Genomic DNA, 25,154 nt, shown 5'->3' on the forward strand with positions numbered 1-25,154 from the left:
TGAGCTGTATATTTAAGACCAGTCGACTGGATTTTGATCAGGAATCGTGCTTAAGACGTCTCTCAAAATATCAAGGCCAACCTGGAGTGTTTCAGGCTCGATAGTCAGTGGTGGTAACAATCGAATGATGTGACGGTATTTACCACTTGGCATGAGCAGTAAACCTCGCTTTCGTGCTTGGGTTAGTACGTGGGTCATCACATTAGGATGAGAGCCATACTCTGCATGACGAAGCTCAATACCTCGCATGGCACCAATACCAGTGAGACCATATAGCCAAGGGGAAACGTCTTCCGCCTGCCATTGCGTAATACTTGTTTCAATCATTTGCACGTAGTGTTTAGCAGATGCCCATACTTCATCCTCTTGCATAATGTCTATCGTGGCATTGGCCGCTGCACATGCCACTGGATTACCAGAGTACGTACCGCCCAAACTGCCTTTAGGCAAGCCATTTACGACACTGGCCTTACCTACGACTGCACCTAAGGGCAAGCCGCCTGCGATGCTTTTACCAAGTAGTATCATATCTGGCTCAATGCCCAAATGTGAAAAGGCAAATGGTGAGCCAGTACGTCCATAGCCTGATTGAATCTCATCCATAATCAGCAAAATACTGTGCTCATCACAAAAGGCACGCAGGTACTGAGCAAAAGAGGGTGACATTAACTGAAACCCACCCTCCCCCTGTATTGGCTCTGCGATAATCGCACCAATATTATTGATATCAGTCTCTACTTCAAACAAACGATCTAGCGCATCGATTGCCTGTTGGTCACTCACCTCATTGTCTGGACTGGGGAAAGGAATGTGATAGACACTACCGGCTAACGGTCCCAACCCTCGCTTGTAAGGGGCAACCTTGCCATTTAGATTAACAGCAGCCAGTGTACGGCCATGGAACCCGCCATCAAAAGCAATGACCCCGGTACGCTTGGTCTTGAGACGCGCAATTTTTATAGCATTTTCAGTAGCCTCTGCACCAGAGTTGGTGAGCATACCTGACAGCTCGCCACTGATAGGAATGAGCTCACATAATCGTGGCATGAAGGTTTGGTAGGGTGTATGAGCCGCCGCATTGTAGGCATAGTGAATGAGGGATTGGGTTTGATTGATAATGGCGGTTACGATGTGAGGATGGCAATGACCAAAATTTAAGACGCCAATGCCACCCACAAAATCGATGTAGCATTGATCATTATCGTCCCACACTTTTGCATTTTTACCCTTAATTAAGGTGATGGGGTGTACCATCGTAAAAGCATCAGTGACGTTGTATAACTTATTCATTAAGAGTCTCTTATCTTCCTTAAGTTTGACCCTCATTTCAGCAAAACCTGATGTGCTCAGCAAACGAATAATAGTTGTGCTTTCATTCCTTTTTGTCAGTACGACTATTATTTAAAAAATTGAATAAAAAAAATCTAGGCGCAAACCTAGATTATTTTTTATAAACCCTAAACATCAAGCCACCTATATGGCACTCACAAAGTAAAGTAATAGGCCTCAATTCAGATAAGCATTTCAATCCATAGATGCTGCAATCCATTCTAAAACAGCTTTCACTTTATGTGAGTTACCCAAAGATAAAGGATAAGACATGTAGTACGCGCCCCGACCCCTTGCCTCATAATCCCATACGGTTATTAAGGTTCCCAGTTTTAGCTCAAGCTCTACCAAACGTAACGGCACGAGTGCAATACCATACCCGAGCAAAGCAGCAGCAATACAAGCATGAAAAGTATCAAATCTTGGTCCTCTGAATGTTCCATCAACACTGATATTTTGCTGTCTAAAATACTCATACCATGCGCTAGGACGAGAGCTTAATTGCAGTAATATAAATGCATCTAAATTATCAATACATAGTGATTTTTCCTGTAAGTATTCAGGCTGACAAACTGCGACACAATACTCATCGAACAACTTAATCGTCTCCATTCCTCCCCAGACTCCATCACCATACAAAAAAGCGATATCAACATTTTGATCTTCAGGAAAAAACGGACAAACCTCTTCCTTAATATCTAATGTAATTAACGGGTATTCTTTGCTAAATCCCTTCAATGCAGGAATCAACCAACGCGAGCAAAAAGTTGGATGTGCTACCACTTTGAGTACTTCTGTATTACTACTATGCGACATCAAGTTAGTAGTCGCAAATTCAATATGCTTAAGAATACCTAAGACTTCAATATAATATGTTTTTCCAGCAGGCGTTAAGGAGATACGTTGAGGTGTACGATAAAAGAGAGAAAGATTTAACATCTCTTCTAGCTGAGAAACCTGCTTACTAACGGCGCTTTGAGTCATATGCATTTCTTGTGCAGCATTAGTAAAACTTAAATGTCGAGCCGCCGTCTCAAAACATTGCAAAGCTGTCGTTGAAGGATATTTTCTAAAAGCTAGTGGGGTTTTGATTTCAGTTTTCATAGTTTATTTATTCTTTTGTACAATATGATTTGGAGTGTAAAAACATATTCTGTTTTACTCGGGTTGACCTGTGCTGTCAATCTCCTAGTCTTTAACTTAGGAGGTTTGACTTACGCAGCCTAACGATAATAATAAAACTACACTTATATTGGTTTTTTATAGCTAAAACCCTTCTGCATTCTAGTCCCAATTTGAAAATTCTGAGAGAATACGATTATCTCAGAATGTTCAAATAAAAAGATAGCGCCCATATTAGGCGCTATCTTTTTGTTTGGTTTTTAAGTGACCCAGACTTTATAATAAAGGCAACGTGATAAAGATCATCATTTCTTGAATAGGTTAACACTCTATTTACCACATTACTTTAACCAACAATGAGCGGCACTGTCTGCATATTTTAGATAAGTAAGTGTTGAAATAGACTACTATATTATTTGTAATCTATATTGAAGGATATATAGAGATAAATTTAGAAGAATAGCTAGGTAAACAAGAGGTTATCATAACTAAAAAGTCTGGAACCCATAGTACAGCTTTTAAATCTGAAGCTATCAAAAAGATAGTGGATAATCATAGTAATATTTCAGCTAAGCATAACAATGTAAAATTTATCTAACTTGAAGAATCAAGCTTGTCGGCACTAAGCAATATAATCCTGAACTTATAATAATAAAAAAAGACAAAATTCTTAAACGTAATCTTAATATTACTCAGAAGTAAAAAGAAATACTAAAAAGGTTGTTCATGCTATATGTAGCGTGAACAACCTTTTTAGTCATGATATTCACAAGTTATACCAATGATAGTTAAAGTGTAATAACATTCATATCAAGTTTTAAAAGCTAAAGCCTACATTTAAATTGACTCTGGAAAGCCACTCATCACTATTTTCAGAGGTAGCTGACGTAAAGCCTGTACTGTTGGTTGCGCCACCGATAATATTAGAATTCTTACCGTAAGTATGATCTAACCAAACCAAAAACGGAGGTGCGATAAACATCAGACCTGTGGTATTCATTTGCGAATCAGCCCAGTCACCATGATGCTTTTTAAGATAACTGTAGTCGTTATATACTTTGACAGCTTTCAATGCACCCATATCTTTCATTGGGACTGTATATGCCAAGTTTAAACTACCGACGGTACCTTCTGAGGCAATAAAATATGCTGGGGTTAATCCATTTGCGCCCATCAATGTCATACTATCATCAACACCACTAGGATTTTTGGCATCATAGTCATAATGTATAAGTGAACTTTGAACATTGAACTGATCAAAATTATTATTGGTATGTAATCCTACCGCATAATAGCTACCATCATCATTGGTTAAGCCATTCTCTAATTGGGAATAAGCACCCGACACACCAATTTCCTGCTTACCCGCCTCCGTTTCAAACTTGCGAGCCACACGCGCATTAAATTGGTTCTTTTTTTCATTCTCATACTGGCTCATAGAAGGAAACGTATTATCCAATTCGCTATAAGCCCCACTTTCAGGCGAGTATCTAAGACTTTCAGATAACATCTCAGGATAATACCCAAGCTTCACATCCCAGTCCTCACTTTCATGATTGAAATTTATACCGGGTGCAATATTGTTACCATATCCCAAAAAGAAAGGTAAATGGTATGTCCAGCCATTTTGAGGATAAGGATAAATCGCAAAAGGCTTATAAACCAACCCTGCCTCAACGCTGTTTCTTTCATCTACGTTATAACCCACATAGGCCTTTTCAATAGAAGTTTTATCATCGTCTTGAAAGATATAACTACCATTTAAATAAAAATCATCATATTTTCCATCAACATCTAAACGAAAAATATCAAAATCAGGATCACCTAAATCAGAGTTGTACTTATCCTCACTCCAACTCTGATAACGCTGATTAAATCTTATAACGCCACCAACATTTAGCTCCTTAGTTCCATCCTCACTTTTTAGTTCAATTACTTTGGCCTGAGCACTGGTGATTGTTGGTAGCCATAACACTGGCGCTAACACAATTAAAGATTTGAAAATTAGTTTAGTCATGAGAAATTCCTATTATCCAATTAGTAAAAATCCTTCTTGTAAAACCAACTGATATCAATATTTAATACAACTTCTTCTGTGGTGGGCCTGCAAACTTGAGCGGACCAATCGCATTCATATTGACTTCAACCAAGCACATACCATCTTGTTTCATAGCTTCATTAATCTTGATATCAAACTCTTCTAGAGAGTCTGCTTTGTAAGATTTGCAACCCATCGCTTCACCAAGTGCAATGAAAGAGGGTGTATGTAGCTCGTTGTAATACTGTCTACCATCAAAGTACTCTTTTTGAATACCGCGCATGACCCCATAACCGCCATCATTCATCACTAATAAAACCATATTGGCATTCTCTTGTATTGCTGTGGCAATTTCACCTACGCCAAGCATTAGACCACCATCACCTACTAGAGCCACCGTCTTTTTATCTGGGTTAGCAATTGCCGTACCAATACCATGTGATAGGCCTAAACCAATCGCGCCCGCCAAAGAATGAATATTCTGTAACGGCTTATTGACTGGGAACAATCGACTGCCCCACGTGCTGCCCGACATCGTAATGTCTCTCACCAATATGCCGTCTTCTGGCAAGGCTTTACGCAACAAGTAGCACAGATCAGCATACGGCCCTAGCTGAGTCTCCAATGCATTAATGGCAAAGTCCTTTGCCGATTTGATACGCTGATCATAGTCTGCATCTATTTTGGATGTGTCTCCTAACCTCTGGATGACATTCTGCAAAAAAGATTTTGCTTCAGCACAAAAGAAGTGTTTGACCGAATAATTTCTTTGCTGCGCCATTGGGCTTGCATCGATCTGTATCAGGTTTTCTGGGAATTTTAGTGAGTAGGTTTTTGTCTCATTACTACGTAAGCGAGAGCCAATAACGATGCAAGCATCACTCTCTGTGATGAGCGCTTCGACTGCGGATGAGTTATGAAACGCATTTAAACTTCTTGGGTGCGTATCGGCTAAGACACCGCGCGCATGAGTGGAAGACACCACAGGTATGCCCATGTCAGCCAATTTTTCGATCTCAGCACTCGCTTCGAGACAGCCGCCGCCTATCCATAAAATAGGGTTTTTGGCAGATTGGATTTGCTCAGCAACAAAATCCACATCTTTCTTATGGGCGTCAGGTAATTGCATAGCGCCCACATACGATAACTCAGTAGGTAGCTCAATGGTTGTCGCTTGTACATCAATCGGTATTTCAATACTGACGGGGCCTTTGGGCACAGTAGTCGCTACTCGAATCGCCTCTCTCACCATGCCAACCGCGTGCTCAGGACTCAAAATTCTAAAAGCCGCTTTACTACTGGATTTTAAGTAACCAAGCTGATCAGCCGCTTCATGGATAAAGCTTGCATCACGATCCAAGTATTCTTTTTCAACTTGTCCTGTGATATGAATAACTGGGCTACCCGCATTACATGCTTCAACCAAAGAGCCAATAGCATTGCCTGAACCTGCACCCGTACTGGTGATGGCCACACCTAACCCTTTGAATCGAGAATACGCATCTGCCATGTTGACGCATCCCGCTTCTCCCCGTGAACAAATAAATCTGATTTTATCTCTTCTACCAATGGCATCGGCAATCGGTAGGTTATGAATAGAAATCAAGCCAAAAACATCGCTCACACCATGTTCTTCCAAAACTCTCGCTACTAATTCACCGACGGTTACTTTGACTGTCATAATCTCATCCCTGTATGTTAATAATCTGGTTGTTTAATACATGTATTAAATATAGTTATTTGATATATAACTATTTGACTTCACACCATGGGTTTGGTGTTTCATCAAGGTTTAGAAATATACTTTTTGTTTGCATATAATCTAAAATACCCAATCTTCCTTTTTCTTTACCGACGCCACTTTCTTTGTGCCCACTAAAGGGGGTAGCGATAGAGAATTTTTTATACGTATTGATCCATATTGTTCCGGCCTCAAGACGTTTCGCCATATCAAGCGCTTTTCGATAGTCCTCTGTCCATATGCCAGCGGCAAGACCATAGACACTCTGATTCGCTTCAGCCACCAATGCGTCTTCGTCACTAAATGGCATTGCAACTAGCACAGGACCGAATATCTCTTCTTGGCAGATTTGGGCTTGGTTGGTTAACCCGGTGATGATAGTTGGTGCATAGTAAGAGCCTTTGTCAAAGTTTTCGCCAGTGAGTCTGTAGCCGCCAGTCACGACATTACCGCCCTCTTCTTTAGCCATTTTGACGTAGTCATCAACCGTATTAAGATGCGCTTCACTGACTAAAGGCCCCATTTGTGTGTTGGGTGCTTCTGGGTCACCTACGATGATTTTCTTGGTTTTCTCAATCAAAGCATCTAAAAACTTGTCGTAAATACTCTGATGAATAAATAGTCTTGAGCCTGCAATACAAGCTTGGCCCGATGAGCTGAAAATGCCGTAAATCACACCGTTTACTGCAATATCAACGTTGGCATCTTCAAAGACAATCGTAGGGGATTTACCACCCAGCTCTAAGGACGTAGAAATAAGCTTTTCAGCTGCCACATGCGCTAAGTGTCTACCCGTACTGGTACTGCCAGTAAAAGAAATTTTTTGTACCAGCGGATGTTTGACAATCGCTTCTCCAACGACAGAGCCTTTACCAGTCAACACACTAAATAAACCTGCTGGTAAGCCGGCCTCTTCAAATATCGTCGCCAACTCAAGGGCGATAAGAGAGGTTGCTTCAGCAGGTTTTAGGATAACGGCATTGCCCCCTGCCAGCGCGGGTATGATTTTTTGTATCTCTGATGCAACTGGAGAGTTCCATGGTGTGATCGCGGCAATTACCCCTAACGGCTCATAAGTGGTGAACGTCAAGACAGACTTGATGCGCTGATTGGTCAGCTCGTTGTCTAAGGTTTCAAGACAACTGGCGATATATCGAGTCGTGGCAATCGCACTATTTACCAGACCCATGGTTTCGGAGATCGGCTTACCATTATCTCGGGTTTGCAGTTTGGCTAAAAATGTCTTCTTATCTTCTAATAGGTTTGCCACTTTAAATAAAATGGTGGCCTTTTCTGAGGGTAATGTGTCGCGCCAGTCTGAGTGTCTCCAAGCAGCATCAGCCGCTAAAATGGCTTCATCGACATCATCCAAACTTGCGGATGATATTTCCGCATTTTCTGAATGATCGGCTGGGTAATAACTTTTTGACGGTTTGCCACCACCAAGCTTCCACTTACCTGCAATAAATATTTTTTTCATAAGGTTTCTCACATTAATGGCGCTTTATATTTGTAAGGTTTGGTCAATCTGACAGCACAAGCGCAAAGCACTAAAGGCTGCTAAACTTGAAGTCTTAGGGTTTTCGGCTAAGGGTAATCCAGTCATACTGATCTCAAGCTTGCCGAATACGCCTTCAGCGGTGATATGATGAATATTGTGCTCAAGTGCTGGATCAGCGATTAGCTCTACTGTCGTATGATCAAGACCAACACCTGCCAGCGCAATGGTGGCAGCAACGTTTGAATTGGCTGGGAATAAAGCCGCGGCCTCCCTCGCAGTACCCGTAAAGAAAACCGTTGCTTCTTTTAAATGATCGTAATCAATAAGCTGGTCAGCATGACTGCCCTTCCAGCTGTCTGGCTGCTTTCTGCCTTGATACACTACACGGTCCAGTCCCGCCAAACTTGCCGCATTGATACCATCAATGCCAGCCACGGCACCCGCTAAGATACGAATATTCACCCCGTTTCTTTGTGCAGCATCAGCAAGTGCGACGGCAAACGTCTCATCGGTAAACGCCCCGACAGAGACAATACCAAGGGGTATGCACTTCTCTAAAATCTTGATGGCATGTTCTTTGAGTCCATTTTGTCCTGACATCTCAATGGCCAAATCAGGCATGTTAGTTAAATCATCAACGCAAGTAATCACCTCGATAGAGTCGCCTATCTCCGCCTTGATACTCTCTGCGCTTTTAGGACTGGCAACTACCGTTGATAAAACGATATTTTGAGGCAACATCTCATGTACTTTTTTTGCCATTGATCCGTAGCCTATGAACATCACTCTTTTCATGCCTTACTCCTGTTTATATCTTTTATATTTCTTTGCTCAAGCCACCAGAGACATCAACCACCGAGCCTGTGGTATAAGAGGATAATGGCGATGCCAAAAACAGAAGTGCGTAAGCTGCCTCCTCGGGCTTACCTAGACGGCCAAGTGGAATCTGCTTTTTGGTAGCGACGTGGGCCGTCCATTCTTGCCAGTTTTTGCTTTGGTCTGATCGTTCCTCAAAACGTCTGCGCCACTGCCCAGACTCCACCAACCCAATCAATATAGAATTAACTCTAATGTTTTCTTTGACCAGCTCATTAGCGAGATTCTTACTTAGATTCAATAAGCCTGCTCTGGCGACTGAGGTTGCTACCATGTGCGTTTCTGGCTTTAGACCTAGTAAAGAGTTCACGTTGGTTATCGACGCAATATCGGACTGCTTTAGATGTGGTAACGTCGCATTAATCATATTCACCACGCTAAAAACCTTTAATTTAAGCTCATCAACCCAGTCTTGCTCTTCGGTGGCAAAAAAATCTGCCACTTTGCCTTGTCCGGCGTTATTCACAAGCATGTCAATTGCGCCAAATTTTTCGATCACTAACGCGACATAATCTGCTACCTGCTCTTTGTCGAGCACATCGCATTGATGAATGAACATCTGGTTTGCGTCGTATTCTGCACTCAACGCGTCGAAGGTTGATTGAAGCTTTTCTTGGTTTCTACCACACCAAGCGACGTTGGCACCTTCTGCTAGGAATAGCTTGACCAACTCGAGTCCTATACCAGAGGAGCCACCAGTGATGATGACTACCTTATCTCTTACTTTAAAACTCATAAATCATCACCTTTAATAATGGAGAGAAGTACTTGGTTAAAACGCTCTGGCTGATCCAAGTACGATAAATGGCTGGCGGCATCAATAGCATGCAATGTGATATTTTTATCCCGTGCTGCAATCTCAAACATAATCTTGGGGGTGGTAATACCATCCTCAGTGCCATAAATTAAGTCGACAGGTTTGTCTATCGTTGCTAGATAATGGTGGATACTGTCATGCGCCAATAACCGTGATGATTTTTCAAACCCTTCTATCGTAATGTCCTCCATTACTTTTTCGAGCAGCGCAACCTTGTCATTGCTAGCATCGAATAACAAGGCACTACTCCTCTGCCTTGCCATCTCTGCACCTCCCAATTCACGCAGACGCTTTGGACGCATATTGGCAACCTCATCTTGCTTTGCTTGCTCAAACTCTCCGTAGCCTTGAGCAGGATTGACCAAGATCAGTTTATTTACCTTGCCTGGATATTCAGAGGCAAAACCTGCAGCGATAAGCGCACCTAAGGAATGGCCTACGAGATAGATACGATCAATATTTTTTGATTCGAGAAGCGCCAATAGACGCTGGCTGTAGTCAAGCGCAGTAGGCACCTCTTGTTCAACTTGCTCACTGTTGCCATATCCAGGCGCATTCCACGCTAAAACAGACCCATTAGTTGCCAAGGCATCTATTTGGTTTGACCAAGAATCAGAACCTGAGCTGATACCATGTAAAAAGACAATCGTCTCCTCACCCAGCCCATCATTTTGAATAAACTCAATACGACTGATGGAGTCATATTCCTTGTCAAAATTTTTCATACAGATTCCTTTATGTATCCAAAAATCAGAGTCGATTCATCTCGTTACCATCGATGAAACAAAAACGTTTTCGCAAAACCTAACGTTTAATCTTAGACAACGGATGGTCATTTGGGTAAGTCGGAATGACAGGTTTTGGATTACCAATCATGACGCACATCAGCGCATCTTCTTGCGTATGATTGCGAAGCCCTCTGTACACATTGGGCGGTATCGAGATCAAATCTCTATAATTCAAAACCAAAGAGGTTTCTTCACCGTTCTCTTCTACCGTCAACTCAATAGAGCCGCGCAGCATAAAGAAAACCTCTTCAGCATCGGTGTGCACATGTGGCGGGCCTTCACACCCTGCTGGTAACAGCATTGTCGAAAAGGTAAAGTTTTCAGCTGGCACCGTATTGGTATCCCCAGAAATACCGGTCGCCCCTGTTCCCATATAACGCATTTGAGCGCGTCTGTATTTAGGATCAAAATCTGCTTGAAACTTCAGTGCGCTAAAGTCGTATTCGCGATTTTCAAATCTTGCAACACGGGTTGATATCCAATCTTTTAGCGTACTGCCTTCTGGTCTTTTCCAAGTTTCAGTATTTTTAGTATTCATAACTGCACTCCTTGTGGTTTCACTCACTATTTAATCGGTTGATTTAAAAAAATTTTGTGCTGTTTACGCTCTTTCTTTTTAAATCTAGTATTTCTTAAGCAATGGCAATAAGAAGAAAGAGGATACGATAGCCACACCTGCTAAAAACATAATTCCGTAGTCAATATTGCCTGTATAAACAACGATATAGCCGATGATAACGGGTGCTAAGGCACTACCGAAATTCCCAAATCCATTAAAGATGCCGCCTGCTGTTGTCGCCACTTCTTTTGCCGTCGTGTTAGCAAGCAAAGCGAAAATCGCTGAAACATTGAAGCCCCATAAAAAAGCACTGGCAGACATGAAGATGAGAACATTCACTACACCTTCTTGATAAATCAATAAAAACATCGTAATCCCTGCGCCAAATAGTCCGCCAAAGACTTGTAACGCTCTCTTATTTGGAAACCTGTCTGAGTTAAATGCACCAATAATCTCGCCAATAAGCATGGCTAAGAATGGAATCATAGATAAGCTGCCAAACTGCTTTAAATCAAAACCTTTTGCTTCTATTAGGTAAGTCGGTATCCAGCTGTTTAGACCCCATAGGTAGGCCAACGTCCCGACATTAAAGAAGGTAACCAACCAAAATGGCTTACTACTTAACAGTGTTGTGAAGTTCGTTTTATGGTCAACACTCTTTCTATTCGCTTTCACATACGTAATACCCTTTAAGCCAAAGAATACGATGATGAATAGGAATATGGTGATGAACGACATGAAGAAGAAAGTGGCTTCCCAGTGGTAGTTTTGCAGGATAAGAGCGGTTAACGGAAATCCAAGCGCCGCACCCAGCGGTGTACCCAATAAGAATAAGGTAGACGCACGTGCCTGCTCGGATTCCGTATAATTTTGCTTGACGATGCTATAACATAAAGCCAATAACGGCCCTTCAGCTATGCCGAGTAATACGCGATAGAATAAAAGCATATAGAAACTATTGGTCGTACCCATTAAGAACATCAACACGCCCCAACTGGCGATACCACATAGAAGTATCTTTTTTGGACCGAAGATATCACCTACAAAGCTTAGAAACACAGATGAGAGACCATAGGCCAATAAGAAGATACTCATCAACCAACCAAGTTTAGTTTTATCCCCTGCAATACCAAAATCAGATAAAAAAGCAGGATCTGAAAAAAGGACGGCAATACTAATTTTATCAAAAAAAGCCAGTATCACCGTTATCATCAATACAATGGCGGGCAACCAGTATTTAAAACCACCCGGTCTATTTCTTTGTACACCTACAGCATCGACATTATCTACGGTTGTATCCATTTCCGTTATCCTTGATAATTGACTTAAAATTTGATGACTAAATCAGTGATTGAATGCCACTCAAATCGGTTATTAAAAGCGTCTTTCATCTACAAAAAATAGTACTGAGTGATTAAAATCCTTATCTTCAGTGAATAACTATTTAGGTTTTATCTTCATAAGATTGAATGAGTTGTCTTTTAAAACCTCTGGATCAAGTGGCAATTCTGCTTTAATCCATCGCTTTGCTATTTTGACAATTTTGTTGTTATTGACAGCGACTAAATAACGTAGTTTTTTCTCATCATCGAGATAAAAAAAGCAGTCGTCATTTGAATCATCAGCTCTAATAACTAGTTGACAGTCATCGATATCAACGGGGGAGCCCAATATTTGGATGTTTTTATCGTATTGATCCGACCATAACCATGGTGTCTCTTCATAAGCAATCTTTTGATCAAGCATAGATTGAGCAGCGATGACACCTTGATGCTGAGCATTTGACCAAGACTGAATGCAAAATCCCAAGTTGGGATGAATCGCCACATCGCCTGCGGCATAGACATCGGGATCATTAGTTTGGCAATACTCATCAACGACAATACCATCACTTGTATCTAGACCTGACATCTCAGCTATTTCTTTATTGATATGCGCGCCTGTACCTAAAAAGACCAAATCATAGGTGACAATATCGTCATCATTGTCGATTCGAACATTGATGCTTTGATTCACGTCGGATTTATTCAGGTCGATTTTTTTACAGGATAGTTTGATATGGACGCCATGTTGCTTGTGAAGTTTTAACAGATAATCTGAAACCGCTTGACTCACGCTTCTGGTACATAATCGATCGTTCATTTCATAGACAGTGACGTCGATATTTCTTTTGGATAAAGAAGCAGCAACTTCCAGACCGATCCAACCGCCACCAATGATGCCAACTTTATCCACATTATTGAGCTTTTCTTCTATGAGAAGACTGTCTTCAATATTGCGTAGGCTAACGACATTATGAAAAGTAGACCACTTTTTGACAGGAATTTTTGCCTTACTACCAGTGGCAATCAACAGCTTGTCATATGTAATTGTTTGGTCAGTGTTGGTATAGACCGTTTTATTTTGACGATCGATGTGAGTTACTTTGACTGGCTTTAAGAGCTCAATGTTAAGCTCTGCCACAACTTCGTCTTTAAATATCTTTAAGGACTCATGAACAACTTCACCCAGTAACACCTGCTTCGACAAAGGAGGCCGTTCATAAAAGGCATACTTTTCATCACCTATGATCGTGATGCTACCTGTGTAACCTTCTGATCTTAGCGTCTTTGCCGTCCATATAGCAGCCTGACCCGCCCCAACTACGACTACCTTATCCATGGTAAATCTCCTGATTGATATTCGACTCCTTTACATATAAAGAAGATTTGCCTTTACATGTTATTGATTTGCCGTCTCGTAGTATCATCAATACCGCCCTCGACTGCCCACTCTGTAAACAAATCAAGTGAATAATCATAATGACGAGCTTGCCATTCAGGCGTTAAGTAATCGTCGTTAGTGTAGTATTCAAATGCCCCGCCAAATGGTGAATGCACATACCAAAAGTACGCAGAAGAAACAGGATGGCGACCAGGCCCGATAAACGAATCCCATTTTTTTCGGTTCATGTGCAGACCGCCGCCAATGACCTCATGTATGTCTCTAACAATAAAGGCCACATGGTTTAACCCAGACGCATCTCTGTGAGGCAGCTTTAATAAAAACAGATTGTGGTGCCAGCCTTCCGCGGAGCACCGTAAAAATGCCCCTCGATTGTTATAAGCATCTGATAGATAAAAGCCCAATTTATCTTCGTAAAATGTTTGTGCCGCTACAAGATTGGGACTAAAGAGGACAACATGACCGACGCCTAATGGTGCTGCTTTTTCATACACTGGACTGGCTTCATTGATTCTATTAATAGAACCATACTGATTGATACCCGCGCTTGCTTTATCGAGACTGGTTTGCATGACACTGATTTCAAAAGACAACGTCAGCCCATTTGGATCACGGCAATACAACATATCTGTCTCTGCTTTATAACCATCGACACCTTGTAAGCGATCCTTTAGCGTGTTAAGACTCTCTTGATCATCGACTGCCCAAGTCACTTCTCTTAGCGTCGAGCCGTCTTCAAAAGCAGGCGGCAATCTGGTGTCATCTTTGTCGTAGACATAAATGGCACTACCGTTGTCCATGCTAAATTTTGTCGTGCCTTCTATGTCTGAGCTGACTTCTTCTAACCCAAAATCAATTGCAAAGTTCTGACATTTTTTTCGGTCTTCAACACCGAATTTTAAGGTTTTAATTCCGTTTATCATGTGAAATCCTTATTGGAATGCTTTGGTCACTCGCTGTGACGCAAGCTTCCTAGTTAAATACAAAGCCACCATTTACTGGGATATTTTGACCTGTGACAAATGACGCCAAATCGGACAAGAGATATACTGCTGTGCCATCTATGTCTTCTGGATATTGCTTTCTGTTGAGCGCGCGTCCATTGACATAATGGTCGTGGCGTTGCTGTGGTACATAAGCGGTTGCTTCAACGATGGTAAGACCGGGTAAAATACAATTGACACAGATATTGTCTACACCAAGCTCACGCGCCATGGAGCGAGTCATAGAGATGATGGCACCTTTACTTGCGGTATAAGCCATCAAGTTTGGTGCACCCCAAAGCGCGGTATCTGAGGCAATATTGACAATTTTTCCTGCTTTAGATGTCTTGAGATAGGGTGTTAACGCCTTGCTTAATAACCACGTGCCCTTTACATTGATCTGCATCACACGATCCCAAAGTTCCTCATCATAATCCATCATACTTTTGCCACCGACGCCAGTCGCCAATGCCCCACAATTTATCAACCCGTCAATCTTATCGTTTTGGGCGATCAAGCTGTCAACTGTCGATTTAATGTTTGGCGCATCTGCCAAATCTATCTGCCAAGCATTTGCCTTGAAGCCTTGCTCTTTTAATATATTGGCTTGATTTTGAACCTCACTTTCTAAGATATCTAACATAATCACGTCTGCTCCTTGCTTAGCACAAGCGATGGCAAAAGATAGTCCCAGCCCGCGGGCTGCGCCCGATATCACAATTCTTTTGTCTGATAATAGATTGCTCATTTGTGCTCAAACTCCCTTTAGATTGATAAACCACGCTTGAGAACACTAACCGTTAAACACTGGCTTGCTCTTCTTTAGACGCTTTTAATATTTGCAACTGATTGAATTGTTTTTTACCTTCTTTTTGGAAGATTCGTCTTAAACGCGCAAGACCTACGTCATGCTGATACAAAAATTCATGAGCCTGAGCATTGGGTGCCAGATTCTCCAAAATGATTCTGTCTTGCTCTAAGACATCCCAGTGCAATTTTTCAAGATGTGCGCGGTACATAAAGCGCCATGTGTCGCGCTGCCAGCCTTGTACTTCACGGCAGCGCCAAAAGAAGACACGCGTGTGATTCTCATCAATAGGAGTGGCAAAACCGACAATCCAAAACACACCGCCTGGGCCAAAATCTTTCTTATAAGGAATAGACAGTCTTAACCAAGGGCTGCCAGTGTCGCCATATTCTACCCAGTCAAAATTCACGCCTTTTTGACCTGTTTTTTCGAATATAAAACCGTCTTCAGTCCGTCTAAACTCCATATCAGACTGTTTATCTCCTTCTGCCATAGAATGAGAGGTAGCATGTAAGAAAGCACCGTGCATGGGATCCATGACGTTATCAACGGCGTACTGATAGTTAACTTCCCAATCAGCCATGCACAAAAAGCTACTCCAATCATCACTTGCTAGCTGCTCTGGCAACTCAAGTGGCGTTGGCGTTTGACCATCTTCTAAACCAAACCAGACAAATATGGCACCATTTGACTCTTGTACTGGATAAGTACGCACGCAAGCCTGACCTTTCATTGGGCAATCGTTAACCGCAGGGACATCGATGACCGTGCCCGTCTTATCCACTTCTACGCCGTGATACCAGCAGGCAACCTTATTACCTAAATTCCAACCTAACGACAGTCTGGCACCACGATGCGGACATCTATCTTCTAATGCATGAACTTCGCCTTCTTCATCTCTCCACAGCACTAAGTTTTCACCCAAACGAGTGATACCAATTGGATTCGCTTCTATTTCCCAAGAAGATAGGACTGGATGCCAGCGATTCCTAAGTCCTAATGACAAATACTCTTCTAATGACTGAAACTGTCTCATCGCCTTGTACTCCCTACTTGATGATTTTTAGTAACCCAACCGTGCCATTTCTCGTTCAAATGACTCAGTGGTAAACGCATTTCCATCTCCATGGAGCATGCCTTGCATATTGAGAGCGCTGACAACATCTTCTACAGTTTCAGCACCAGATGAAAACGCCATGATTAGATTTTTTGCCAAAGACAATTCATAGTCTGTCGGCTCGTGATCGCGTGTTTGCCAGACCATGAGCGTTGGCTGTCCTGGCATTTGAATGTTGTTTATACCTGCATCCTTACTAGGACTATGTTGCTTCCAACGGATCAAGCTTTCGTTATATTGCTGCATCACTCTTCTCCTTTATGATCCTAACTTCTAGGCCCTCTTTAGACTTTATCTTGAAGGTATATTTTGTCTGCTTCGATTTTTAAAGCGTAGGTACATAGATTTCGATCAGCAGGTCCACTCAATAACTTGCCACTTTTGATGTCAAAAATAGCCTCATGCAACGGACACTCTACTGTCTCATCTTCAATAAAACCGTCAGTCAACAAAGCATAAGCATGTGGACATATATTTTCTAATGCAAAATAAGCGTCCTCAATTTGAAAAATCCCAATCTTCTTGCCGTTTACTTCTACAGATTTAGGTTCATCTTCATTGATATCTGATAGATCGCATATTGGTAACCAGTCCATGTAAATCGTCCTTAGTTTTGTATATAAAACTATGTTTAATGTGTAAAACTTAATATAGTTATATTTTCTACTGTTGTCAACCGCATATGAAATGAAAACAAACAGGATTTATAACCAGTAAATACACTTATAATCAAATACTTAAATAAAAAATAGCCGTATTTCTAAGGTTATCGTTTATAAAATATTTATGATTATTTAATATAAAAAAGAAAGGCAAGCAGAATTTCAATAGCAAGAAAGCATAAGAAAAGGGATACAAAGTTTGAGGATAATAAGGAACTAGCAAAACCGTAAAAGAGACAAGCGTATTATTATTTTTATCTAAAACTAAAAATAATAATTTGAATAAATGATCTAGAACAGACGCCCTCCATAGCATGGTTTGATGAATTAACCATTCTAATCAGTAGACAATACAATCTCGGTAACCTTTGCACAGAATTGATTAAACAGGACTACTATCTCCAACATTAAGAAGAACAATAAAGGTTTATATAGATATGATGATTAATTAAGTTACTAAACACTACCCATTTCGTATCGAAGTCTTGTGTGTGGACTACAAGATAAATCACCTTATATGATAGAATATTTCTAATTAATTTTTCGAGATCGATATAATGTCTGAATCATTACCTAATGATAAATATATGGTAAACAGCCTAAAAAACGGGCTTTTGTTGATGGAGTTGTTCAATAATAGTGAGATTGTTGAGATGTCATTATCAGAAGTAGCAGCGGAATTAGGAATAAATAAGTCTAGCGCTTACAGACTTCTGTTTACTTTAGAGCAAATGGGTTATATTAAAAAAGACAGTAATAAAAACTACATGTTAGACATTAAAGTGGTTGATTTATCTCATTCGTATTTAACATCTATCTCATTCAAGCACGAAGCTTATGCTGTCATGGAGAAATTGAGAGATGATACTGGTACTGCTGTACACCTCTTTACGTTAGATGGAACAGAGATCGTCAATTTACAGAATATCCAACCTTTGAGCAGTTTTATATCAAATATATTACCTGGATTGAGGTGGCCTGCTTATGCAACAGTTATTGGACAAATGTTATTGAGTGATTTACCGAACGAAGAGATAGAAAGAAGATTTCATAATTTCTCAGATTGGAAAGTTTATTCTGACGCAACTCCTACTAATATTGATGAACTATTAAAATTAGTAGATCAAGCTCGAGGAAAAAGCCACCTTACTAGCTGGCAAAAGTTCAATAATGACATGGTTGCTTGTACTGCTCCAGTTAAAGATTTATCATCTAACAAAATTGTATATTCGCTTTCTGTTAGTTTTCCAGTGCATGCATTTACATTGGAGTATTTCGAGGAACATATAACCCCTTCCATTGTCAATTCAGCTAATAATCTTAGTAAAATTTATAAACCTGATGGTAGTTGGTAATTAGATTTAAACTTATTGTCATAACCTAATAATAAATATTTATAAAACCGATAAATGTATCAAAAAAAATGAACCGCCCTAATGCTAGCGTTAAGGCGGTTCATACTGTAGTTATCTCAACAACTTAGAAGCTTGACCCTAATCATCCATAGTCTATATTTCGAACTCTAACTCCTAGTTTAGTAAGTACTGACTCATGCTGACAAATCCGTATAACTAAACTTGCGAGATTTTAGTTACGCAGCCTGACGTTAAAAGTCAAACCATACCTGCCTTTACGATCTATAGCCTAACCCCTTTTGAATTCTCGTTTCATTGCGAGCACAGCTCTTATCTTGCGTCGCTGCAAAACAGTGCTTTTCTAATAGCTCCTCATGTAGTAGAGCTCGATATAGCCGATGATATCGTTGATGGCTATGAACCTTGTTTTATAGTCTTGATGATATACCAGCTCATTCTTCAACCTTCAACATGCCCCAGAAGCTTTCTATTGGAGCGTTGTCGAAAAACTTGCCTTTACCACTCATTGAGTCTATAAACAGATGCTGCTTGATGATCTTGTGATACGCGTGTCTACAGTATTGACTGCCTCTGTCTGAATGTACAATCAGCCCTTGGCTTGTACGTTTGCTCTTAATGGCCATAAGTGCTTTGCAAACTAAATCAGCGGTCATTAATGGCGTAGCCAATCAGCTCTTTGGTGTATAAATCTTTTACTCCTGCTAAGTATAACTAACCCTCAGCAGTCCGAATATAGGTGATGTCACTGACCCACAATTTATTAGGACGCTTAGCATCAAACTTCTGATTTAGTATGTTTGAATAGAAAAGCTTGTTATATTTGGAGTCAGTAGTGATTTTAAAACGTTTGTGGCGACGGCATTTCATACCATGCTCTTCTTTAATACGTTGAACCATATATTGGCTGATATCGTGCCCTTGCTCGGTTAGCTTTGCATGTAGTCGCTCAACACCATAGCGCTCACGAATTTCACTGTGAGCGGCTTTCACCAGTAGTTCGCAATGGTCGCGATGTATCTGCTGGTCGCTGATATCGCGACTCAGCCAGACAGTCGTAGTAGCTTAAATACTTAATCTTTAGCACACCGCATATAGTAGTAATGCTTAAGAGGGACTGGTTGTCTTCAACAAAGGCGTACCTTACTAGCTGTTACTGCGGGCATAGCCCTACGTCTTGCATCACTAAGACAGTCTACTAGACTGTTTTTTAACGTTCCTCATTGGCGAAGTACGCCGTCGCCTTTTTTAATATCTCTCGTTCCTCCTAGGCAACTTTAAGCTGTCTTTTGAGGCGTTTGTTCTCTTCCATCACGGCCATAAGCTGTGGATCATACTGCTCAGTTCCTTCAAGCTTGCCTTGATTAGCTTTGTTATGCCAGTTCGATAGCGTTTGCTTGGCGATGCCAAATTGCTTTGCAGTAGCTGAAATATTGCCGTTATTATCCGCTATCTTCTTGACAGCTTCGGCTTTGAATTCTGCACTGTAGGTTCTGATTTTCTTGGTCATGGTAAACTCCTAATCGAGTCGTTAGTTTACCAAGTTTAGGTGTACGGTTTCTTCAGCATAGCTCATATGAGTACATGTACCTTTATCTCGCAACCCAAGTTCTAATTTCTCTACTACTCTCGTAGCTCATACCTAACCAAAGCATAGGCAAAGTAACCCTAGGAATTTTTGACTATGCTGCTTACTTTCCAAAGAGTGGACGGGCACAGGAGATAATAGCCACTGGCTGATAGAGCGGAGGCTCGTATCAGTCGCGATCTAAATTTTAGGCAGTTTTCAGAGACTGTTTATGAGGAGAGGAAGATTGAATGTCAGCATACTTTCGATCGTATCAACTATCATTCCCATATCTTATCAAGCACAGTAAACCAATTTTTTGACGTGATCTTTTCAATCAATGGATCAGAGAAATGGCGTTGTTGCATCCGCTCAATTAGCATAGAGAGTTGACTGATATCTGACAATCCATCAGGTAATAAACAACCATCGAAATCAGAGCCAAAACCAACATGATCTTCGCCTATATGGTCAACCAGATAATCAAGGTGATCGACAATCACGTCAAGTGAGGTTTGCGTATTGCGCTGCCCATCCGCACGAAGAAAAGCAACATCGAAGTTCACCCCAACCATACCATTGCTTTGTTTAACAGCTTCTAATTGCTGATCAGTTAAATTTCTAGCTTGCTGACATAAAGCGTGAACATTGGAATGTGTCGCGACAATGGGCTGATTAATAATCTCTAACGTATCCCAAAAAGCACGCTCATTCATATGTGACACATCGATCAGCATATGCTTTTCACTGCACTTAAGAATGAGGTCTTTGCCTTGAGTCGTGAGCCCAGCTCCCGTATCTGGAGAATGCGGAAAAGACGCATTTAAGCCATCACCGAAGAGGCTCTTTCTATTCCATAGTGGGCCAATGCTTCTGAGTCCTGCCTCATAAAACACATCTAGCAGATCAGGCTGTATGGCCAAAAACTCAGCACCTTCCAAATGCAATACAATGGCCAGTTGCTTATTCTGCTGACAGGCCTGAATTTGTTCTAACGAGGTGCAGATCTGAATCTGACCGTCAGATCTTGCCTCTAGTTGCTGAGCCAGTTTCAATTGCGCACAGCAAATATCGACGATTTCTTGCGGAGTGAAGTCTGAGTTTGTAGGATTAGATAGTTTTTCAGGATGGTTGTTTTTCACATAAGCGTAGGGCGGCAGGAAAATAGAAAATAATCCGCCCATCCAATTCGCTTGTCGGCAACGTTGTAAATCTAAATGTCCCGGTAACGTGCCATAAATAAAATCATGCACAGGATCGGTAGCTGAACTCAGCCAAAGGCGGGTCAACAGATCATTATGTCCATCAAATATCACAGGTTGAGCGTTCATATTCAATCCGTTACCGTACGAGTAGGTATCAGTTGTTCTTCATTCAGCTGTTTGTTGCTTAGCCGCTTAGAGTTTTTAGGGTTACGAAAACGCAATTCCTCAAAAGGTACAGGCGTCTCGCTATTGATACGCGCTTCCTCGATTAGATAATGATAAGGTGATTTGCCACACACAGGATCGGCGTTTTTTGCATCTCCAGTCAGCATAAACGCTTGGCAACGACAGCCACCGTAATCGTGTTCTTTATCTGGGCAGCTTTGGCAGATGTCGGGCATCCAGTCATCACCGCGAAACTGATTAAAACTCGCAGACTCATACCAAATATCTGACAGCTGGGTGTCTCGTACATTAGGAAACTGTATTGGCAGTTGTCTGGCAGCATGACAAGGTAGCGCTGTGCCATCAGGTGCTACTGTTAAGAAAATCTTGCCCCAACCATCCATGCAAGGTTTCGGACGTTCTTCGTAATAGTCAGGCACCACAAAAATAAGTTTGCATTTAATACCACGTTCTTCAATTTGCTTGCGGTATTCATTGGTAATGCGTTCGGCTCGAACCACTTGCGCTTTGGTTGGTAGTAAACCCTCTATATTTTCAAACGCCCAGCCGTAAAACTGACAAATAGCCAGCTCAACCGTGTCGGCTTCCAGCTCTAAGCACAGCTCGATAATCTGGTCAATCTGATCGATGTTTTGCCGATGAATCACAAAGTTGAGCACCATTGGATAGTCGTATTGCTTGACCAGACGTGACATTTCGTATTTTTGCTCAAAGGCATGTTTTGAACCTGCTAAGGCATTGTTCACCGTTGGATCACTGGCTTGAAAGCTGATCTGGATATGCTGAAGGCCAGCTTCTTTTAAATGTGCAATCCTAGCTTCGTTCAATCCCATGCCTGAGGTGATTAAGTTGGTATAAAAACCTTGGTTATGTGCATAAGCGACCAACTCTTCTAAGTCCTGACGCACCAATGGCTCACCACCAGAAAACCCCAGTTGCACCGCACCCATTTGCCGTGCCTGATCAAACACATCAAACCATTCTTGGGTCGTCAGCTCCTGCTTATACTGAGCATAATCAATGGGGTTGGAGCAATAAGGGCATTGTAATGGGCAACGATAGGTCAACTCAGCAAGTAGCCATAGCGGAAGCCCGACTGGTGTGGTCATACTAAATCAATCCAATGTTCACGCTGGGCGACCAGCATATATTCAATGATGTCTTGCTCGATTTCAGGCATATCACCAAACATGGCTTGCACCTTTTGGATAATATCAGCGATGGTTGCTTGACCATCAATATGTTGCCCAATGATGCTGGCACTCTCATTTAATTTGATCATGCCTTCAGGGTATAGTAAGACATACGCATTCTGAGCAGGCTCAAATTGAAAACGATAACCGTGACGCCACACCGGTACGATGGATTGATCCAGCTCAGGTAAACTAGCAGGTATACTCATTTGAACAATCCTTTATGCCAGACGTTATCAGAGGTGACGCTTTGGTAAGGGGCTTGGTCATGAACATAAGCTAAGCTTAAAGCATCCAAGATCGTCCATAAGATATCGAGTTTAAACTGTAGAATTTCTAACATTCGCTCTTGTTGCTCGGCCGTTTTGAATGAGTCGAGTGTGATGGTCAGACCATGCTCAACATCGCGGCGCGCTTGACTCAAGCGCGAGCGGAAATAGGTATAACCTTCTTCCTTAATCCAAGGATAATGCTTGGGCCAAGACTCTAAACGCGACTGATGAATCTGCGGGGCAAATAGCTCTGTAAGTGAGCTACTGGCAGCTTCTCTCCATGAGGTACGACGTGCGAAATTCACGTAAGCATCGACGGCAAAACGCACACCTGGTAGCACCAACTCTTCAGATATTACTTGCTCACGAGTCAGCCCAACCGCTTCTGCTAGGCCTAACCACGCCTCACGCCCGCCGCCATCAGGATATACTCCATCTTGATCAATCATGCGTTGAATCCACTCTTGACGTACGCGCTGATCGGGGCAATTTGCCATAATGGCCGCGTCTTTCAATGGAATATTGATCTGATAATAAAATCGGTTGGCGACCCACGCTTGGATTTGCTGTTGTGTCGCCTGCCCTTCATGCATCATGACATGAAAAGGGTGATAAATATGATAATACTGACCTTTATCCATAATCGCTTGTTCAAACGCTTCTGGGCTAAGTGCTGTTTTTTCTTGTTGCATTGCATTCACCTTACGATTGCTGTCGTCGCCTTACCGTTTGTCTTAAAGCTCAATCTGCATACCATCAAACGCCACTTCAACACCATGTTGTTTTAATGTCGCAGCCTGTTCAGATTGTTCGTCCAATACTGGGTTGGTGTTATTGATATGGATCAACACCTTACGCGCGTTGTCTAACTGATCTAAATAATTCAGCGAGCCGTCTTCACCACTAATATGCAAATGTCCCATGTCTTGGCCAGTTTTGGTACCGACGCCGCATTCTTGCATCTCATTGTCAGTCCATAGGGTGCCGTCAATCATCACGCAATCAGAGGTTTTCATGATCTGCATAACGTCATTGTCAATTTTGCCCAAACCTGGCGCATAAAAGAGTTGTTTTTGTGTTTTTAAATCTTTCACAATCAGCGCAATATTATCGCCGTCATGTGGATCATTGCGATGCGGGGAATAAGGCGGTGCAGAGCTTCTAATAACTAAAGGCGTCAACTCTAAATTGCCAAAGCCTTCAATCTTAAAGGTCTTTTTTGGATCAATTTGATGATATTGCAGGCCACCATTCCAGTGCTTTAACATGTTAAAAAGAGGAAATCCTGTCGTGAGATCTTGATAGACCATGTCAGTACACCAAACAGGCATCGGGCAACCTTCGCGCAGGGTTAATAGCCCCGTCGTATGATCAAGCTGACTGTCCATCAACACCACATTGGTGATGCCAGTATCTCTTAAGTTACGTGCTGGCTGTGCCGCCTTAAATTCAAATAACTGTTGGCGTATATCAGGAGACGCATTGAATAAAATCCAATCTATGCCATTTTCTGATATGGCAATCGAAGATTGGGTACGAGTCTTTGCTTGAATCGTGCCTTGACGAACACCATGACAATTATGGCAATTGCAATTCCACTGCGGAAAGCCGCCGCCCGCTGCTGAGCCTAAAACGTGAATATACATAGATCAATATTTCCAAATTGCTAAAAAAGTAAAAGCCCTAGTCATCTAGGGCTTTTAATGTATGCAGGTTTATTAGTTTTTAGCGTGCTTCAAAATACATGGTGATTTCGAAACCGATACGGATGTCTTGAAAAGCTGGTTTAGTCCACTGCATGAGGTTACTCCGACAGGATCTCACTACTTAGTAAGTAAGATTAAGAAAGGGAATTCTTAATGGTATTATAATCTGCCCCCTGCTGTCAAATCTGTAAAAACTGGCTTGGGATATTTGAGTCACGCAGTCTAACGGTAATAATCAGGCCATAATTATCTTGACATATACCACAGTCAATAAAGCACATACTATACACAATATCTGCTATGCAAACGGCAAGCTAGATTTTTAGCCTATTAAAATAGGAACTATCAGAATTTAACCGCTTGATGGCAGTACGTGATGATGCAGAAATATGTCAGTATAGTCGCGACTTCATGTAACTGTGTCAGAAACAATTCAACAACTAAAAAACCCTGCTGAACCGTTACTCTCAGCTTACCCCACCTTTACCGAACTTATGCACAAATGATAAAATAGAGTCTAGAACGTCATCCAACGTTCTGTTTTTTATTTATGCATGTATTGCTGGACGCCTAGACGTTTAATGGCT

General features: G+C 41.6%; 23 protein-coding genes and 1 pseudogene. 1 reads left to right on the forward strand and 23 read right to left on the reverse strand.

Features of this window, described 5'->3' with window-relative positions:
* Nucleotides 1-12 precede the first annotated feature (12 nt).
* The 16 genes from I6E61_RS05050 to I6E61_RS05125 all read right to left on the reverse strand — a co-directional run bounded on the left by I6E61_RS05050 (nucleotide 13) and on the right by I6E61_RS05125 (nucleotide 16,999).
* Nucleotides 13-1,290, reverse strand: a complete 1,278-nt coding sequence (locus I6E61_RS05050; RefSeq protein ID WP_197130866.1) for an aspartate aminotransferase family protein — start codon at nucleotides 1,288-1,290, stop codon at nucleotides 13-15.
* Between the two features lie 234 nt (nucleotides 1,291-1,524).
* Nucleotides 1,525-2,433 (reverse strand): LysR substrate-binding domain-containing protein, encoded by a 909-nt coding sequence (locus tag I6E61_RS05055; protein WP_197130867.1) that lies wholly within the window; start codon nucleotides 2,431-2,433, stop codon nucleotides 1,525-1,527.
* Nucleotides 2,434-3,268: 835 nt separating this feature from the next.
* Entirely contained in the window at nucleotides 3,269-4,456 is a 1,188-nt protein-coding gene (locus tag I6E61_RS05060; RefSeq protein ID WP_197131977.1) for a hypothetical protein, read from the reverse strand.
* Nucleotides 4,457-4,529: 73 nt separating this feature from the next.
* Nucleotides 4,530-6,170: a thiamine pyrophosphate-binding protein gene (locus tag I6E61_RS05065; protein WP_197130868.1), complete on the reverse strand. Its 1,641-nt coding sequence runs from the start codon at nucleotides 6,168-6,170 to the stop codon at nucleotides 4,530-4,532.
* 70 nt (nucleotides 6,171-6,240) lie between these two features.
* Entirely contained in the window at nucleotides 6,241-7,710 is a 1,470-nt protein-coding gene (locus I6E61_RS05070) for an aldehyde dehydrogenase (protein ID WP_197130871.1), read from the reverse strand.
* A 24-nt stretch (nucleotides 7,711-7,734) separates the two neighbouring features.
* Complete coding sequence (locus tag I6E61_RS05075; RefSeq protein WP_197130874.1) at nucleotides 7,735-8,526, reverse strand: aspartate dehydrogenase; 792 nt, start codon at nucleotides 8,524-8,526, stop codon at nucleotides 7,735-7,737.
* 22 nt (nucleotides 8,527-8,548) lie between these two features.
* Nucleotides 8,549-9,343 (reverse strand): SDR family oxidoreductase, encoded by a 795-nt coding sequence (locus tag I6E61_RS05080; protein ID WP_197130877.1) that lies wholly within the window; start codon nucleotides 9,341-9,343, stop codon nucleotides 8,549-8,551.
* The gene (locus I6E61_RS05085) at nucleotides 9,340-10,149 is read right to left on the reverse strand and encodes an alpha/beta fold hydrolase (protein WP_197130880.1); all 810 of its coding nucleotides are present in this window, start codon (nucleotides 10,147-10,149) and stop codon (nucleotides 9,340-9,342) included. The genes I6E61_RS05080 and I6E61_RS05085 overlap by 4 nt, the downstream gene beginning before the upstream one ends.
* A 79-nt stretch (nucleotides 10,150-10,228) precedes the next feature.
* Nucleotides 10,229-10,750 (reverse strand): cupin domain-containing protein, encoded by a 522-nt coding sequence (locus I6E61_RS05090; RefSeq protein WP_197130885.1) that lies wholly within the window; start codon nucleotides 10,748-10,750, stop codon nucleotides 10,229-10,231.
* A gap of 84 nt (nucleotides 10,751-10,834) precedes the next feature.
* A complete protein-coding gene (locus I6E61_RS05095) occupies nucleotides 10,835-12,073 on the reverse strand; it encodes an MFS transporter (RefSeq protein ID WP_197130888.1) in 1,239 nt (412 codons plus the stop codon).
* A gap of 138 nt (nucleotides 12,074-12,211) precedes the next feature.
* The gene (locus tag I6E61_RS05100) at nucleotides 12,212-13,432 is read right to left on the reverse strand and encodes an NAD(P)/FAD-dependent oxidoreductase (protein ID WP_197130890.1); all 1,221 of its coding nucleotides are present in this window, start codon (nucleotides 13,430-13,432) and stop codon (nucleotides 12,212-12,214) included.
* 53 nt (nucleotides 13,433-13,485) lie between these two features.
* Nucleotides 13,486-14,418: a VOC family protein gene (locus I6E61_RS05105; protein ID WP_197130893.1), complete on the reverse strand. Its 933-nt coding sequence runs from the start codon at nucleotides 14,416-14,418 to the stop codon at nucleotides 13,486-13,488.
* A 49-nt stretch (nucleotides 14,419-14,467) separates the two neighbouring features.
* Nucleotides 14,468-15,226 (reverse strand): SDR family oxidoreductase, encoded by a 759-nt coding sequence (locus I6E61_RS05110; protein ID WP_197130896.1) that lies wholly within the window; start codon nucleotides 15,224-15,226, stop codon nucleotides 14,468-14,470.
* 52 nt (nucleotides 15,227-15,278) lie between these two features.
* Entirely contained in the window at nucleotides 15,279-16,322 is a 1,044-nt protein-coding gene (locus tag I6E61_RS05115) for an aromatic ring-hydroxylating dioxygenase subunit alpha (protein WP_197130898.1), read from the reverse strand.
* A 27-nt stretch (nucleotides 16,323-16,349) separates the two neighbouring features.
* On the reverse strand, nucleotides 16,350-16,649 hold the full coding sequence (locus I6E61_RS05120) for a recombinase-like helix-turn-helix domain-containing protein (RefSeq protein ID WP_197130901.1): 300 nt from the start codon (nucleotides 16,647-16,649) through the stop codon (nucleotides 16,350-16,352).
* Between the two features lie 38 nt (nucleotides 16,650-16,687).
* The gene (locus I6E61_RS05125; RefSeq protein ID WP_197130904.1) at nucleotides 16,688-16,999 is read right to left on the reverse strand and encodes a non-heme iron oxygenase ferredoxin subunit; all 312 of its coding nucleotides are present in this window, start codon (nucleotides 16,997-16,999) and stop codon (nucleotides 16,688-16,690) included.
* Nucleotides 17,000-17,622: 623 nt separating this feature from the next.
* Between I6E61_RS05125 and I6E61_RS05130 the strand changes: the two genes are divergently transcribed.
* Nucleotides 17,623-18,420: an IclR family transcriptional regulator gene (locus I6E61_RS05130; protein WP_197130907.1), complete on the forward strand. Its 798-nt coding sequence runs from the start codon at nucleotides 17,623-17,625 to the stop codon at nucleotides 18,418-18,420.
* A gap of 275 nt (nucleotides 18,421-18,695) precedes the next feature.
* On the opposite strand, the pseudogene I6E61_RS05135 reads toward I6E61_RS05130, so the two are convergent.
* From I6E61_RS05135 to pqqA, 7 genes and pseudogenes are all read right to left on the reverse strand, one after another.
* Nucleotides 18,696-19,948, reverse strand: a pseudogene (locus I6E61_RS05135) (IS3 family transposase).
* 338 nt (nucleotides 19,949-20,286) lie between these two features.
* Complete coding sequence (locus tag I6E61_RS05140; protein WP_197130909.1) at nucleotides 20,287-21,336, reverse strand: dipeptidase; 1,050 nt, start codon at nucleotides 21,334-21,336, stop codon at nucleotides 20,287-20,289.
* A gap of 2 nt (nucleotides 21,337-21,338) precedes the next feature.
* Nucleotides 21,339-22,505, reverse strand: a complete 1,167-nt coding sequence (gene pqqE / locus I6E61_RS05145) for a pyrroloquinoline quinone biosynthesis protein PqqE (RefSeq protein ID WP_197130912.1) — start codon at nucleotides 22,503-22,505, stop codon at nucleotides 21,339-21,341.
* A complete protein-coding gene (pqqD, locus tag I6E61_RS05150) occupies nucleotides 22,502-22,798 on the reverse strand; it encodes a pyrroloquinoline quinone biosynthesis peptide chaperone PqqD (RefSeq protein WP_197130915.1) in 297 nt (98 codons plus the stop codon). The genes pqqE and pqqD overlap by 4 nt, the downstream gene beginning before the upstream one ends.
* Complete coding sequence (pqqC, locus tag I6E61_RS05155) at nucleotides 22,795-23,553, reverse strand: pyrroloquinoline-quinone synthase PqqC (protein ID WP_197130917.1); 759 nt, start codon at nucleotides 23,551-23,553, stop codon at nucleotides 22,795-22,797. The genes pqqD and pqqC overlap by 4 nt, the downstream gene beginning before the upstream one ends.
* A 42-nt stretch (nucleotides 23,554-23,595) precedes the next feature.
* The gene (gene pqqB / locus I6E61_RS05160; protein ID WP_197130919.1) at nucleotides 23,596-24,507 is read right to left on the reverse strand and encodes a pyrroloquinoline quinone biosynthesis protein PqqB; all 912 of its coding nucleotides are present in this window, start codon (nucleotides 24,505-24,507) and stop codon (nucleotides 23,596-23,598) included.
* Between the two features lie 79 nt (nucleotides 24,508-24,586).
* Nucleotides 24,587-24,661 (reverse strand): pyrroloquinoline quinone precursor peptide PqqA, encoded by a 75-nt coding sequence (gene pqqA, locus I6E61_RS05165; RefSeq protein ID WP_075107140.1) that lies wholly within the window; start codon nucleotides 24,659-24,661, stop codon nucleotides 24,587-24,589.
* Between the last annotated feature and the right edge of the window lie 493 nt (nucleotides 24,662-25,154).

This window comes from Psychrobacter sp. NZS113 (genome assembly GCF_015864825.1).
Classification (GTDB): domain Bacteria; phylum Pseudomonadota; class Gammaproteobacteria; order Pseudomonadales; family Moraxellaceae; genus Psychrobacter.

What these genes read in the sequence shown, in the direction of transcription:
- I6E61_RS05130 (WP_197130907.1), top strand. Translation starts at nt 17,623, where the DNA reads ATGTCTGAATCATTACCTAATGATAAATATATGGTAAACAGCCTAAAA.
- pqqC (WP_197130917.1), bottom strand. Translation starts at nt 23,553, where the DNA reads ATGCAACAAGAAAAAACAGCACTTAGCCCAGAAGCGTTTGAACAAGCG.
- I6E61_RS05085 (WP_197130880.1), bottom strand. Translation starts at nt 10,149, where the DNA reads ATGAAAAATTTTGACAAGGAATATGACTCCATCAGTCGTATTGAGTTT.
- I6E61_RS05065 (WP_197130868.1), bottom strand. Translation starts at nt 6,170, where the DNA reads ATGACAGTCAAAGTAACCGTCGGTGAATTAGTAGCGAGAGTTTTGGAA.
- I6E61_RS05080 (WP_197130877.1), bottom strand. Translation starts at nt 9,343, where the DNA reads ATGAGTTTTAAAGTAAGAGATAAGGTAGTCATCATCACTGGTGGCTCC.
- pqqB (WP_197130919.1), bottom strand. Translation starts at nt 24,507, where the DNA reads ATGTATATTCACGTTTTAGGCTCAGCAGCGGGCGGCGGCTTTCCGCAG.
- I6E61_RS05095 (WP_197130888.1), bottom strand. Translation starts at nt 12,073, where the DNA reads ATGGATACAACCGTAGATAATGTCGATGCTGTAGGTGTACAAAGAAAT.
- I6E61_RS05105 (WP_197130893.1), bottom strand. Translation starts at nt 14,418, where the DNA reads ATGATAAACGGAATTAAAACCTTAAAATTCGGTGTTGAAGACCGAAAA.
- I6E61_RS05090 (WP_197130885.1), bottom strand. Translation starts at nt 10,750, where the DNA reads ATGAATACTAAAAATACTGAAACTTGGAAAAGACCAGAAGGCAGTACG.
- pqqD (WP_197130915.1), bottom strand. Translation starts at nt 22,798, where the DNA reads ATGAGTATACCTGCTAGTTTACCTGAGCTGGATCAATCCATCGTACCG.
- I6E61_RS05055 (WP_197130867.1), bottom strand. Translation starts at nt 2,433, where the DNA reads ATGAAAACTGAAATCAAAACCCCACTAGCTTTTAGAAAATATCCTTCA.
- I6E61_RS05050 (WP_197130866.1), bottom strand. Translation starts at nt 1,290, where the DNA reads ATGAATAAGTTATACAACGTCACTGATGCTTTTACGATGGTACACCCC.
- I6E61_RS05125 (WP_197130904.1), bottom strand. Translation starts at nt 16,999, where the DNA reads ATGGACTGGTTACCAATATGCGATCTATCAGATATCAATGAAGATGAA.
- I6E61_RS05070 (WP_197130871.1), bottom strand. Translation starts at nt 7,710, where the DNA reads ATGAAAAAAATATTTATTGCAGGTAAGTGGAAGCTTGGTGGTGGCAAA.
- I6E61_RS05140 (WP_197130909.1), bottom strand. Translation starts at nt 21,336, where the DNA reads ATGAACGCTCAACCTGTGATATTTGATGGACATAATGATCTGTTGACC.
- I6E61_RS05110 (WP_197130896.1), bottom strand. Translation starts at nt 15,226, where the DNA reads ATGAGCAATCTATTATCAGACAAAAGAATTGTGATATCGGGCGCAGCC.
- I6E61_RS05075 (WP_197130874.1), bottom strand. Translation starts at nt 8,526, where the DNA reads ATGAAAAGAGTGATGTTCATAGGCTACGGATCAATGGCAAAAAAAGTA.
- I6E61_RS05115 (WP_197130898.1), bottom strand. Translation starts at nt 16,322, where the DNA reads ATGAGACAGTTTCAGTCATTAGAAGAGTATTTGTCATTAGGACTTAGG.
- I6E61_RS05100 (WP_197130890.1), bottom strand. Translation starts at nt 13,432, where the DNA reads ATGGATAAGGTAGTCGTAGTTGGGGCGGGTCAGGCTGCTATATGGACG.
- pqqE (WP_197130912.1), bottom strand. Translation starts at nt 22,505, where the DNA reads ATGACCACACCAGTCGGGCTTCCGCTATGGCTACTTGCTGAGTTGACC.
- I6E61_RS05120 (WP_197130901.1), bottom strand. Translation starts at nt 16,649, where the DNA reads ATGCAGCAATATAACGAAAGCTTGATCCGTTGGAAGCAACATAGTCCT.